Here is a 13,089-nt window from a genome sequence, read left to right as displayed (position 1 = left end):
ACCGCGGCAAATTCAAGCTGCTCCCATCTGCGCTGTGGCACACATCCTGGCAAACTCGAACAGGAGAACGACATTTACCCGGCCTTGTTTACCACCTACACTTCGTTCAGCTTCACAACGTCGAAAGTGGTGAGGATTGGCGTTGTTGCACAAATCCATGGGCTGCGCCTGACGTTTACGCGCAACGGTCTGGGCGACAGCCCTGTTTACTTTCGGTAAGGCGGCGTAGTGTCTTGGATTTTTGCCAGGACGATGCGCAAGGACAAACGACAGCAAAGCGAGCCCAAGGCGGTTTACCGCGTCAGGAACTGGGCGCAATACAACGCTGGGCTGATCGCCAGAGGAGATGTCACGGTGTGGATCGATCAAGATCTGCTGCAGGCGGTCCCAGAAGCCGGAGTGCCCAAGCGAGGCCATCCGCTGGTCTATACGGATGCCGTGATTCAGATGCTGCTTGGTCTGAAGCAAGTGTTCAGGCTTCCACTGCGCGCGCTGCAGGGCTTCGCTGGCAGCTTGCGCAAGCTTGCCTTTGCCAATCTGCCTGTGCCGCACTACTCGACGGTGAGTCGCCGCGCGCAGGATCTGGAGGTCGTATTGCCCTCCCTGCGAACTGATGAACCGCTGCACCTGGTGGTGGACAGCACGGGCCTGAAGGTATTTGGCGAGGGAGAATGGAAAGTGCGCAAGCACGGCTACTCCAAGCGGCGCACTTGGCGCAAGGTTCATCTCGCGATGGACGCCAAGACTGGGCAGGTTTGCGCCGCCTTGATGACCCATCAGGACGTCGGCGATGGCGAAGTGTTGTCCGACCTGCTCGATCAGATCCCGGCTGATATGCCGATCGACACCATCGGGGGAGACGGTGCCTACGACAGCAAGCCGTGTCACGCGGCGATTGCCGTGCGAGGTGCGCAACCATCGATTCCGCCCCGCGAGGGCGCGAAGCCCTGGGCCGAGCATACGCCAGGTGCGGCCCGGCGTAACGACGTCATCGATGCCATCGAGAAAAGTAGCCGGCGCGAATGGAAGGCGTCCAGCGGATATCACCGGCGCTCGCTGGCTGAGAACCTCATGGGCCGTCTCAAAGCGCTCACTGAAAACTCCCTATGGGCGCGCGAGATCGGCTCCCAGGCCGCCGAGGTGTCCATTCGTGCGGGCGTGCTCAACCGCATGGTGGCGCTTGCTCGCCCGCAGTCCGTCCGCATCGCATGAATTCAGCCGCACAAGGGAACCTCAGCTTTCAAACTGATTTGTGCAACAACGCCGTGAGGATTGAAAGAATTTATGGCTTCTCAGCTTCTCAGCTTCTCAGGAGCGAACATTGATTAAATCTGTTACTTTCCTGAAGGCGGCAATCTCGCACTACGGCGGCAAGAAGGGCGCTGTGGCTAAGGCACTGGGTGTCAGACACAACGCACTCTCTAACTGGCTGAAGCGAGACCACGTCAGCCCGGCAGCCGCCGCCAAATGCGCTCAGATTGTGGGAGACGACGAATCCTTTGCAGAGGCCATCGCTGGTGCAGAAACCATCGAAGATGAGAATGCACGAAACACCGTGCTAAAATTGCTCCACAAGGCTTTCAACCGGTCTTTTTCGGAACACGATTAGCTAGGGAATTGCGACACGTGCTGCTTGCCCGCGGCGTGTCGGTAGTTAAGTTTCAGCGGGCAGCGAAGTTCGTTCCGTGCTTATCCGGTTAGCTCCCAGACCTACTAGATGTAGTGGGTAGCGATTTTTTGGCATAGAGCTCGGCATAGGTCGGCGCGGTGACGTCACCAGCGATGCCGAGCAGGGAGCGAAACGCGTTGAAGGGATAGAAACGGCGGTTGAAGCGGAAGGTGAATTCGTTGAGATAGGCTTGTAGGTGCTGCGGGCTGACACCGTGATGACTGCCGCGCAGCCAGGTCTTGAGATTGGAGAACACAAGGTGAATGATCGGCAGGAAGGTTTCGGCCACTTGCATGTCACCGCGCTGCGCGATGGCGATATGGCCATAGCCGCGCTCGCCCAGCTTGGCATAACCGCTCCAGTCGTCGGTGATGATGGTTGCGCCGGATGCAACGGTACGCTCGATGAATCCGTCCAGCGACCGGGCACTTCGGTCAGGAACCAGAGCGAGCCGAACTCGTCCGGCATACCGTGCGCTCTTGCGTTTGTTGCGGCTGCCGGCAAGCTTGCGTTGCCGAACCTCGACAGCGCCGGCCACAAGAACCATGTCGTGCACGCCCCTGCCTTTGCCGCGAGTACGCCCACCGACGTAGGCCTCATCGGCCTCGACGTGTTCCTCAGGCTTGCCACCGATCCGATCCTGGTCGGGGCGCACCATGCCGGCGCGCAACTTGTGGAGTATCTGGAAGGCGGTCTCGTAACGCGACAGGCCAAGTTGGCGCTGGAACTGAACGGCCGACATGCCAGGCGTCTGACTGGCGACCAGATACGCCGCCCAGAACCAAACCGACAGCGGTGTGTGCGTGCGCTCCATGACGGTGCCAGCGGTGAGGCTCGTGTCGCGTGTGCAATGGCGACAACGGAAAACGCCGGGGCGATTGGCAAAGCGGTACGGCTCATCAAGCAAGCCACAGTGGCCACAAATGAACCCATCGCTCCATCGAGCGCGCTCAAGGTAGGCCATGCATGCCGCTTCGTCTGGAAACATCTGCTGAAACTCCGGCAGCGAGCCCGGAAACGGCAGATCGCTTCGGTCAAGCACGTCAATAACCATGGTTGCCCCGGGTAGGCACAGATGACCAACATACTATCGGTAGGGGGCTTGGGAGACAACCGGATAAGCACGGTTCGTTCTTGTCTTGTCACATACGGTACTAGCATGCTGTGACCTGCTGTACGACCAGCAGTTTCCTACCTGGACAGGCGCGATGAGTAATCGTCGGGTCTGAAGCTCCGGGGACAATGTACCCGTCGAAAGACGTCATGATTCGGCGACGAATGGTGGCACGCTGCAAGCCGCAACGCGGTGTAGGGACTAGGAAATTTCCGCATGCGCAACAGATGTGAATCGCTGATAAACCTCGTCAATTCCGATGGGCCAAAGCGGCTGGTAGGCCCTGACCAAAAGGTAAGCAGCCGGTTGCTCCTTTGATCAGTAGGGGCACGTCGTCATCAGGGCTGCCGGGGGATAGGCGGGCGCTAAACGGAGAGTCCTCGGACTGGAGGTATCGCCGAGGTCGGCCAGAACGGGAACGTGGTAAGCCCGATTCGGCTCTGTCGCAGTAAGCCTTCGGTAGAATGTGCCGGTGTCAGACTCTCGATGTGTGGACAGCGGTGATGAACCCAGAAGTGGCGAAAGTGCTGAAGCGTCTGCATTACCCGCTGGAGGTGATGCTGACCTGTGTGCGCTGGTACGTCGCCTATCCGCTGAGCCTGCGCCATCTGGAAGAAATGATGGCCGAGCGAGGCATCTCGGTGGACCATTCGACCGTGCACCGCTGGGCGCTGAAGTTGCTGCCGGCACTGAACAAGATCTTTCGCCAGCGCAAACGGCAGGTGGGCAAGAGTTGGCGCATGGACGAAACCTACATCCTGGTGCGTGGCCAGTGGAAGTACCTGTATCGGGCCGTCGACAAGGCGGGCAACACCATCGACTTCCTGCTGCGGGCCCAGCGTGACAAGGCTGCGGCGCGGCGCTTTTTCGAGAAGGCCATCGCGCAGCACGGCCAACCCGACACGGTCACCATCGACGGCAGCCCGACCAACCTGGCCGCACTGCGCGACATCAATGCCGGGCAGGCAACCCCCATCGTCGTGCGGCGAGTCAAATATCTGAACAACATTGTCGAGCAGGACCATCGGGCCATCAAGCGCCAGACTCGACCAATGCTCGGCTTCAAGGACTTCCGCTGCGCGCGCATCCTGTTAGGCGGCATCGAGTTGAATGAAATGAACGCCTCCCACCTCCTCACGTGCCGACGGCATCAGAATGCCCAAGGCGGAGGATCATAAAGATCTTCACAGGCAAACCGGAGGGTCAGAAATGCAGCTTACGCCAGTTGGGATCGACATTGCAAAGAGCCTGTTTCAGGTGCACTACGTGGATACGGAATCTGGAGAGATTGTAAACAAGCCGATCAAGCGAGCGAAGTTTCTCGAGCATTTCGCGAACCGTGCACCCTGCCTGATCGGCATGGAGGCGTGTGGTGGTGCGCAACACTGGGCGCGGCAGTTCGCAAAGTTGGGGCACCAAGTGAAGCTCATGCCGGCGGAATTCGTCAAGGCGTTCAACGTCCGCAACAAGAATGATGCAGCGGATGCCCGGGCGATCTGGCTGGCTGTGCAGCAACCGAGCAAAGCGGTGGCAATCAAGACTGAAGCACAGCAGGCAGTGCTGGCGCTGCATCGGATGCGACAGCAACTGGTGAAGTTCCGCACGATGCAGATCAACAGTCTGCGCGGACTGCTGACCGAATACGGCGAAGTGATGGGCAAGGGCCGGGCTGCGTTGGACAAGGCGATGCCGTCTGTGCTGGGCAGGGTATCGGATCGCCTACCGGCATTGTTGATCGAAATGCTGCGTGAGCAGTGGAACGGGCTGGTGAAGCTGGACGAGCAGATCGCAGAAATCGAGCGGCGGTTGCGGCAATGGATGCAAGAGGATAAAGCGGTCAAGGCGATTACGGAAATTCCGGGCGTCGGCATGCTGACGGCGACCGCTGCAGTGGCGACGATGGGCAATGCGAAGTCGTTCAAATCGGGACGGGAGTTCGCGGCCTGGATCGGCCTTGTGCCGAAGCAAACGGGCTCAGGCGGCAAGGTGACGCTGCTAGGCATCAGCAAGTCAGTATGACTCCCGTCGCAGCGAGGCTGGCCGCCGTGGGGAAGTAGGCGCGGGTTAGCATTGCTGCCAGAGCCGCATTGAGTGAGCACGAAGCCCCTACTCAACGGTTCTTTCCGACGCGGAGGCCAGCATGAAAGACGATAGCACGTTGTACGTGGGACTGGACGTTCATAAGGATTCGATCACGGTTGCCTACGCGATCGGCATGAGCGAGGTGGAGCTGCTCGGCAAGGTGGGGACGACGGAGGCCGAAGTAGATCGTCTGTGTAAGCGGCTGCAGTCAAAGGCCGGGCGTGTCTCCGTAGTCTACGAGGCGGGTCCGTGCGGATATGGCCTCCATCGGAACCTTGTCGCGAAGGGGCTCGATTGCATGATGTGTGCGCCGTCGCTAATCCCGCGCAAGCCTGGGGAACGCGTCAAGACCGACCGGCGCGACGCAATCAAGCTGGTGCGCTCGCTGCGAGCAGGCGATCTCTCCGCCGTGCATGTACCGACCGTAGAAGACGAAGCGTTTCGGGACCTGGCGCGAGCATGGTCTGCGGCCAGGGAGGATCTCAAGCAGGCACGACAAAGGCTGAAGTCTTTCCTGCTTTCGCACGGCGTCCATTATCTCGGTCGTGCGAACTGGGGCCCAGCCCACCGGCGCTGGCTGAGCACGTTTTCGTTCGATAGTACCTGGCAACAACTGGCGTTCAACGAACATCGCCGTACCATTGAGGACAGGCTGGCGCAATGCGAACGGCTAGAGGTGGCGCTGCGTGAAGCCGTTGTCGACTGGCGGTTCTTCCCGGCAGTGCTCGCCTTACAAACCATGCGCGGCATCCAGTTCACGTCGGCGGTGGGATTGGTGTCCGAGCTAGGCGATCTGTCACGCTTTGAGCATCCACGGCAACTGATGGCGTGGATCGGTGTCACCCCCTCGGAACATTCCTCAGGTGCAAAACGGCGCCAGGGCAGCATCACCAAGACCGGCAACAGCTACGCAAGAAAGCTACTGGTCGAATCAGCCTGGAGCTATCGACATCCGGCCCGCGTGAGCATTGACATTCAGCGTCGGCATGAAGGCATTCCCAAGGCCATCATAGATCGAGCCTGGGACGCACAGCTGCGGCTGTGTCGACGCTACCGCAAACTCGTGGCGCGAGGCAAGAGCGCACACGTGGCGGTCATTGCTGTCGCTCGCGAGCTGGTCGGCTTCATCTGGGACATTGGGCGATTAGGCATGACCCTGGCCGTAGCGCGCAGCGCTTAGCAGCGCGTAGCAGTAGACGTAACCTGACAGACACTTGGGAGAGTTTCCTGAGGGGCGGCGTAGCCCGGTATTCGAGTAACCCGCGTCCGCGTTTGGCAACGGCATCAGCCGACTTGCGGAGCAAGAAAGCGGCAGGCTCATGAGACGGACCTCTGTAATGCGGTAGCCAACCCGCGAATATCAGCGTGATCCACCGTCGACATTTACTGCTACGCCGCCCTTCAGGAAATTCGTGAACGCCTATGAAGAAGAAGACCTGAAAACCCACCCTATTGACACGGGAAATGGAATGAACGCCTCCCACCTGGGAGGCGGTACCCACCAACCACGGTGGATTCTGGCGAGGTAGAGGCATTGGCCGTCTGGGGGGATGATGAGGATCCTAGGAGTCCGTCGGACTTGAGCCCGGGCGAATCCGAATGATCGGTGCGACGAGATTTTTGGACGGCAATCGCGCTGATCGAACGCTCTTGATGGTTGACGAGGCACTGTGATGGCACATTGGAGCGCCTTAGGGGCTCGGCTTTGGGTAGTCGAGGCGCACTTTGCTATCCAACCGCTCGCAGAACGTGCATGCGCTTGATGTTCCAGGCCATGGTCACAAGACTCCATTCGCCTTGCGCCTTGTCCAGCCCGCGCATGCTCATCTGGCGCCAACCCATTACCCGTTTGATGATGCCGAACACCGGCTCCACCGTCTGCTTGCGCAAGCTGTAGAGGGCGCGCCCGGCTTGTGTGCCCAGTCGGTGCGCCATCTGCACAACCGGGTCCGTGGTCTGGGGCTGCGGCACATCGGGGGCAAAGCGCTCCAGCACAGGGGCATGATGCGGCTCCCGCCTTAGCGCCAGCAGCGGCTCGATCCCTGCATCGTGGCACGCGATCACGTTGGCCTGACTGAAGAAGCCGTTGTCCGTGATCAGCGTGCGCACCTCGCCCAGCACCGCAGGCAACGCCGCGATCTGCTCCAGCGTGGGCACGACTTCGCGCTTGTCGTTGCACGCCTGGCTCACGTGCTGGGTGACCACCATCATCGTCTCTGTGTCTACCCCGGCTTGCGCGTTGTAGCTTTGTTCGAAGCCACCCCCCGAGACGGGCATGATGCGTGACTCTTCATCCGTGAGGTTCACCTGATCGCCATCCTTGGGCCCCGCCTCTGGTGGCTCGGGATCCTTGCCGCGCGGCTTCTTGCCAGCGTCCCGCTGAGACTTGCGCTTAGCCGTCTTGGCCTCGTACTCCTGCTGTTCGAGTTGATGACGCTCGGCGGCGCGCTGCTCGATCTTTGCCTTGGCCAGCGCCATCGCGCTCAAGCGGTCTTCGCGTCGAGCGATCTCCGCCGGCACGTCCATGCCATCCGGGATGGCTGCGCGGTCGCTGTTCTCGGCCAGCGCAAGCAGGGCCTGCACTTCCTGTCGTAACTGCGCCTCGATCTTTTGGGCATGACCCCACGACAGGGCGCGGTGCTTGCTCGCGTTCGCGTCGATCTTGGTGCCGTCCAGCGCAATGTGCCCGAGCTTGAGCAGTTTCATCTCGCGCGCCAGCACCAGCACCTGCACAAACAGCGCCTCCACCTCCTTCAGGAATCGACGCCGGAACGTCGCCAGCGTGTCGTGATCCGGGTGGGTGTTGGCTGCCACATAGCGGAAGGCCACCGAGTCGTAGGTCGCGCGTTCGAGCTTGCGGCTCGAGTGCACGCCATTGGCATAGCCGTAGATCAGCAAGCCCAGCAACACGGCGGGATGGTGCGCCGCCGAACCCCGGCCCGCGTATTGGCGTGTCAGTTCGCTCAGATCGAGCTGCTCGATGACTTCGACTACGAAGCGCGCCAAGTGATCATCGGGCAGCCATTCGTCCACTGAGGGCGGCAACAGGTACGCGGTATCTCGGTCTACGGGAACGAAGCGGCTCATCGGGTAGGTCTTTGGTTGTGCGCCAGCGATTATCTCGGACAACGTCATCTTGCGGAAGACTGCAAAGCCCGACAAACTCCTAGACCAACCGGAGATTCAAAATGAAACTCACGCCAGTGGGAGCAGACATTGCAAAAAGCGTCTTTCAGGTGCACTGGGTCGACCAGGACTCCGGCGAGATCATGAGCAAACCGTGCTTATCCGGTTAGCTCCCAGACCTACTAGATGTAGTGGGTAGCGATTTTTTGGCATAGAGCTCGGCATAGGTCGGCGCGGTGACGTCACCAGCGATGCCGAGCAGGGGAGCGAAACGCGTTGAAGGGATAGAAACGGCGGTTGAAGCGGAAGGTGAATTCGTTGAGATAGGCTTGTAGGTGCTGCGGGCTGACACCGTGATGAATACCGCGCAGCCAGGTCTTGAGATTGGAGAACACAAGGTGAATGATCGGCAGGAAGGTTTCGGCCACTTGCATGTCACCGCGCTGCGCGATGGCGATATGGCCATAGCCGCGCTCGCCCAGCTTGGCATAACCGCTCCAGTCGTCGGTGATGATGGTTGCGCCGGATGCAACGGTACGCTCGATGAATCCGTCCAGCGACCGGGCACTTCGGTCAGGAACCAGAGCGAGCCGAACTCGTCCGGCATACCGTGCGCTCTTGCGTTTGTTGCGGCTGCCGGCAAGCTTGCGTTGCCGAACCTCGACAGCGCCGGCCACAAGAACCATGTCGTGCACGCCCCTGCCTTTGCCGCGAGTACGCCCACCGACGTAGGCCTCATCGGCCTCGACGTGTTCCTCAGGCTTGCCACCGATCCGATCCTGGTCGGGGCGCACCATGCCGGCGCGCAACTTGTGGAGTATCTGGAAGGCGGTCTCGTAACGCGACAGGCCGAGTTGGCGCTGGAACTGAACGGCCGACATGCCAGGCGTCTGACTGGCGACCAGATACGCCGCCCAGAACCAAACCGACAGCGGTGTGTGCGTGCGCTCCATGACGGTGCCAGCGGTGAGGCTCGTGTCGCGTGTGCAATGGCGACAACGGAAAACGCCGGGGCGATTGGCAAAGCGGTACGGCTCATCAAGCAAGCCACAGTGGCCACAAATGAACCCATCGCTCCATCGAGCGCGCTCAAGGTAGGCCATGCATGCCGCTTCGTCTGGAAACATCTGCTGAAACTCCGGCAGCGAGCCCGGAAACGGCAGATCGCTTCGGTCAAGCACGTCAATAACCATGGTTGCCCCGGGTAGGCACAGATGACCAACATACTATCGGTAGGGGGCTTGGGAGACAACCGGATAAGCACGGAGCAAACGTCTTAAGCGAGCAGTCTTTCTGGAGCATTTTTCCAATCGCGAACCTTGTCTGATCGGCATGGAAGCCTGCGGTGGGTCGCAGCACTGGGCGCGGCGGCTCGTCACAATGGGTCACCAAGTGAAGCTGATGCCCGCCAAATTCGTCAAGGCCTTCAACATTGGCAACAAGAACGACCCAGCCGATGCGCGCGCAATCTGGCTGGCAGTGCAGCAGCCCGGAAAATCGGTAGCGGTGAAGACTGAAGGGCAGCAGGCCGTGCTGGCACTGCACCGGATGCGGCAACAAATGGTCAAGTTCCGCACGATGCAGATCAACAATCTGCGCGGTCTGCTGACCGAGTATGGCGAAGTGATGGGCCGGGGCCGCATTGCCCTGGACAAGGCAATGCCGATTGTGCTGGCACGGGTCGCCGAACGCCTGCCGGCCGTGCTGATCGACACGCTGCGAGAGCAGTGGAACGGTCTGGGGAAGCTCGACGAGCAGATCGCCGCAATCGAGCGGCGGCTGCGACAATGGATGCGAGAGGATAAGGCTGTCAAGGCGATTATCGACATCCCGGGCATCGGCGTGCTGACAGCGACCGCAGCCGTGGCGACGATGGGAGACCCCAAGTCGTTCAGATCGGGACGCGAGTTTGCAGCCTGGCTCGGTTTGGTACCCAGACAAACTGGTTCCGGCGGCAAGGTGCTCTTGCTGGGGATCAGTAAAAGGGGGGACACGTATCTGCGCACGCTATTGATTCACGGCGCTCGCGGTGTGTTGTACAACGCGAAGGATCCCGGGGCATGGGTTGAGCGCATCGGAAAACGCCGACCACCGAACGTTGTACTCGTAGCCTTGGCTAACAAAATGGCTCGTACAATCTGGGCGATCCTTGCCCATGATCGGCACTACGAGAAGGATTTCGTAAGTGTGAAACCCGCATGAACGGCGTACGCCGAGCAGAGAACATTAACCGTCCGCGTCGGAGGGATATGTTGAAGAGGTTGCGTTGGCGATTGAGTGTGATGACGAATCAGGTCGGACCGTGACTTGCTAAACCTGTATATGACTCAGAGCTTCGAGCTCTTACGGGAAATGAGGTGCGAGTCAGCGGATTTCATCGGGGCCCGCAGCCAACCACGCTGCAACCAGGCCGGATATAAAGCAGCAACCCAACCTGTTACGTCAGAGCGCACAAAGCCTCGCAAACGGGAGGCGTTCATATAGTTGGCGTCTCGTAGGAGACTAACTTTTTTGCAGGATGACACGTCGAAAGGTTGCGTTGGCAATCGAGTGTGATGACAAAACAGGTCGGACCGGGACTCGCTAAACCTGAATGTGCATAAGAGCCTTGAGCTCGTGAGTTGAATGAGGTGCGAGTCAGCGAATTTCATAGGGGCCCGCAGCGTCTGTATCGGCTGCAGCAAGGCCGGATATGCGTTTTCCGCGCCAAACTGGACACCCATTCCACGGCAAACTGGACACTGATTCCACGTCAATCTGGACGGCGATTCCAGTGCAAACTGGACACTGATTCCGCCTCAAACGTAAGCGTCAGCGGAACCCATCTGTAATGGACTTGACGCCATCCTCTGACGGTGGGTGACGGCTACAGATCGACCACTTTACGCAGAAACGCGAAGGAGACCCGCCAGTGGCCCTCGTCGGGATTGCACTGCACGGACACGGTCTTCTGGTTGATGCGTACGATGGTGCCGATGCGCTCGTGCAGGTGCTGATCCGTGAAGGCCACCGTGTCACCGACCACGAAGTCAGCACGCTGCGCACGGGGCGGTGGCGGTGGATCGTGCGGTGGCGATTGAGCCGCAGCGGTGGCATCGGCGATGACCGCGGCATAGGGCAAGGCCCAGCGCCGGCGCGTAGCGGCATCCTCGACCACGGCCTGGGTCTGCCGCAGTTCGAGGATGCGGCCCTGCCGCACCGGCTGGGTCAGATCGTCGGCCACGTAACTGACGGTCATGCCGATATGCAGGTGCCGGCGGCTCTCCAGGATCCGCTTCGGATCGTCGAGCATCCGACCGATGGTCAGATACAAGCGGTACAGGTCGGCGCTCGGGGCGAGGCGCAGGGCGTCAAGAATGTCCATGACGCCCAGTTTACCGGTTAGCGTGGCAGCGGTAGCAGTTCGTGGACCCGGCTGATGGGGTGGGCTGGCAGGCGCTCCAGGGTATCCTTGAGCCAGGCATAGGGCTCGATGCCATTCAGGCGACAGGTACCCAGCAGCGAGTACATCGTCGCGGCGGCACGCCCGCCACGCGGCGAGCCCACGAACATAAAATTCGCTCTGCCAACGGCAATTGGGCGGATGGCGCGCTCGAGGCGATTGTTGTCCGGCTCCAGGATGCCGCTTTCGGTGTAGCGCACGAGGGCCTGCCAATGTCGCAGTGCATAGCCGAAGGCCTGCGCCAACGGCTGCTTGGCCAGCAAGCCATGGGCATTGCCTAGCAGCCACTGGTGGAACTGGGCGAGCAGCGGCACGGATTGCGCCTGCCGCACGGCCAGTTTGTGATCCGGTGGCTTGTCCTTGATGCCGGCCTCGATGGCATACAGCCGGGCGATAGTGCAGCGTCTCGCTGCGCTCCTCGCCGATGCGCTCCAGGGTATCGAAGCTTGCCTTCTGCACCTCGGACAGGTCGTATTCGATGCGCGTGCGCGGCAGGTCCTTGGGCAAGGCCGGGCGGCCCTTGCGGGTGTGGCACGCCACCTTCACCTCCGGCGTCGCCGGCGGTGTCGGCAGGTCCAGCGGTTGCGCAAAGAGTTCGGCCTGCCCCGGCAGGCGCTCGGAACTGGCGCCGAACTGCGCGCGGTTAAGCTGCGCGACCTGGTGCTTCAATATCTCCAGTTGCTCCCACAGCGCGCGGGCGAGCCGGTTCTGCTCCAGCGCGAGAGTACGTACCGCCTCGAGATCGGCTGGCAGGTCGGAGGGTGTCAGTACTGGAAGCATGGCGCCATGATGCGCCAGCGCCGGCAGGTTTACAAGTCACAAGACGCGCGTGGCCGTGACAGTGCGGTGGGGTCGAACCGCCGGGATCTCGATGCCTTCGAGCCAAGCGTTCAGTTCGGCCAGCGTGAAGCCACGCTGGGCTAGCGTCGCGGGCGATGGAAACCGGCCGTGCGAAAGCCGCTTGTACCACAACGCGAAGCCGGTGCGGTCCCAATACAGAATCTTGACCTTCGATCGATCGCGGCCGACGAAGACAAACAGGTGTCCCGACAGCGGATTCTTGGCCAGCAACGGCTCCACCAGATACGATAGGCCGTCGATGGACTTGCGCATGTCGACCGCGTCACGGCAGATGAAAGCCTGCACATCGCCGCCGATCAGCACCGGCCGCCTCCCAACTGCCCCAGCACGAAGCGCACGATGCGTTCGGCATGCATCCCACTCAGCTCGATACGCGCGCCGCCGAGCGTGACGACCACTTGGTCGCGAGACTTCGACGGCAGTAAGTCGCTCGCCGACGCGACAGTCGGTACTGCGACCGTTGCCGCGGCGATGAATGCCGTGTCCGCGGTCAATGCCATTGACGGCGCCACGGGCGGTTGCTGGTCGTGGCTCAAGCGCTTGCGCCACAAGCCGAAAGTGCTGACCGCCAAGCCGTGCTGCCGGCAGAAGGCGCGGATGCTCCCGCCGCTGCGCCCCCATTGCGCCAGTAGATCGCGCCAAAAAGCCTCATCGTGGCGGTCATACCTTGCCCCGGCTCGTCCGCTCTTGCCTTCCCGCTGATTGGCCATCGCTTCACTCCCAGTGATCGTGAAGCTCCTACCTTCTCATCGCTGCCATCTACTTGCCAGACGGGTTCCGCTGACGGTTACGTCC

Annotated in this window: 10 protein-coding genes and 4 pseudogenes; 6 read left to right on the top strand and 8 right to left on the bottom strand. The window is 60.8% G+C overall.

The window, feature by feature from the left end; translation table 11 throughout:
* The first annotated feature begins 252 nt into the window (after window positions 1-252).
* Together RS901_RS35675 and RS901_RS35670 are read left to right on the top strand one after the other, a co-directional pair.
* A complete protein-coding gene (locus tag RS901_RS35675) occupies window positions 253-1,212 on the top strand; it encodes an IS5 family transposase (RefSeq protein ID WP_316157375.1) in 960 nt (319 codons plus the stop codon).
* Between the two features lie 109 nt (window positions 1,213-1,321).
* Entirely contained in the window at window positions 1,322-1,609 is a 288-nt protein-coding gene (locus RS901_RS35670; RefSeq protein WP_316149638.1) for a hypothetical protein, read from the top strand.
* Window positions 1,610-1,697: 88 nt separating this feature from the next.
* Here RS901_RS35670 and RS901_RS35665 read toward each other — a convergent pair whose 3' ends face one another.
* Window positions 1,698-2,723, bottom strand: coding sequence for an IS1595 family transposase (locus RS901_RS35665; protein WP_316157374.1), 1,026 nt, complete (start codon window positions 2,721-2,723; stop codon window positions 1,698-1,700).
* A 563-nt stretch (window positions 2,724-3,286) separates the two neighbouring features.
* On the opposite strand from RS901_RS35665, the gene RS901_RS35660 reads away from it, so the two are divergent.
* The 3 genes and pseudogenes from RS901_RS35660 (at window position 3,287) to RS901_RS35650 (ending at window position 6,045) form a co-directional block, all read left to right on the top strand.
* Entirely contained in the window at window positions 3,287-3,961 is a 675-nt protein-coding gene (locus RS901_RS35660; RefSeq protein ID WP_316149633.1) for an IS6 family transposase, read from the top strand.
* 31 nt (window positions 3,962-3,992) lie between these two features.
* Window positions 3,993-4,793: pseudogene (locus tag RS901_RS35655) on the top strand (IS110 family transposase); the annotation flags it as partial.
* 130 nt (window positions 4,794-4,923) lie between these two features.
* Complete coding sequence (locus RS901_RS35650) at window positions 4,924-6,045, top strand: IS110 family transposase (protein WP_316157373.1); 1,122 nt, start codon at window positions 4,924-4,926, stop codon at window positions 6,043-6,045.
* Window positions 6,046-6,593: 548 nt separating this feature from the next.
* Here the strand turns inward: RS901_RS35650 and RS901_RS35645 are convergent.
* Together RS901_RS35645 and RS901_RS35640 are read right to left on the bottom strand one after the other, a co-directional pair.
* Window positions 6,594-7,952: an IS1182 family transposase gene (locus tag RS901_RS35645; protein ID WP_316153348.1), complete on the bottom strand. Its 1,359-nt coding sequence runs from the start codon at window positions 7,950-7,952 to the stop codon at window positions 6,594-6,596.
* Window positions 7,953-8,157: 205 nt separating this feature from the next.
* Window positions 8,158-9,184: pseudogene (locus RS901_RS35640) on the bottom strand (IS1595 family transposase).
* Between the two features lie 73 nt (window positions 9,185-9,257).
* Here RS901_RS35640 and RS901_RS35635 point away from each other — a divergent pair.
* A pseudogene (locus tag RS901_RS35635) lies at window positions 9,258-10,193 on the top strand (IS110 family transposase); the annotation flags it as partial.
* Between the two features lie 664 nt (window positions 10,194-10,857).
* Here RS901_RS35635 and RS901_RS35630 read toward each other — a convergent pair.
* From RS901_RS35630 to tnpA, 5 genes and pseudogenes are all read right to left on the bottom strand, one after another.
* The gene (locus RS901_RS35630; RefSeq protein ID WP_316157622.1) at window positions 10,858-11,355 is read right to left on the bottom strand and encodes a hypothetical protein; all 498 of its coding nucleotides are present in this window, start codon (window positions 11,353-11,355) and stop codon (window positions 10,858-10,860) included.
* Between the two features lie 17 nt (window positions 11,356-11,372).
* The gene (locus RS901_RS35625) at window positions 11,373-11,798 is read right to left on the bottom strand and encodes an IS66 family transposase (RefSeq protein WP_316157621.1); all 426 of its coding nucleotides are present in this window, start codon (window positions 11,796-11,798) and stop codon (window positions 11,373-11,375) included.
* Window positions 11,799-11,970: 172 nt separating this feature from the next.
* Window positions 11,971-12,213: pseudogene (locus tag RS901_RS35620) on the bottom strand (transposase domain-containing protein); the annotation flags it as partial.
* A 36-nt stretch (window positions 12,214-12,249) separates the two neighbouring features.
* Window positions 12,250-12,597, bottom strand: a complete 348-nt coding sequence (tnpB, locus tag RS901_RS35615) for an IS66 family insertion sequence element accessory protein TnpB (RefSeq protein WP_316157613.1) — start codon at window positions 12,595-12,597, stop codon at window positions 12,250-12,252.
* Window positions 12,591-13,004: an IS66 family insertion sequence element accessory protein TnpA gene (gene tnpA, locus RS901_RS35610; RefSeq protein ID WP_316157612.1), complete on the bottom strand. Its 414-nt coding sequence runs from the start codon at window positions 13,002-13,004 to the stop codon at window positions 12,591-12,593. The genes tnpB and tnpA overlap by 7 nt, the downstream gene beginning before the upstream one ends.
* Window positions 13,005-13,089: the final 85 nt, after the last annotated feature.

The sequence above is a fragment of the Cupriavidus sp. BIC8F genome, from assembly GCF_032465815.1.
GTDB lineage: Bacteria > Pseudomonadota > Gammaproteobacteria > Burkholderiales > Burkholderiaceae > Cupriavidus > Cupriavidus necator.
This window is presented reverse-complemented; position numbering and strand designations above follow the sequence as displayed.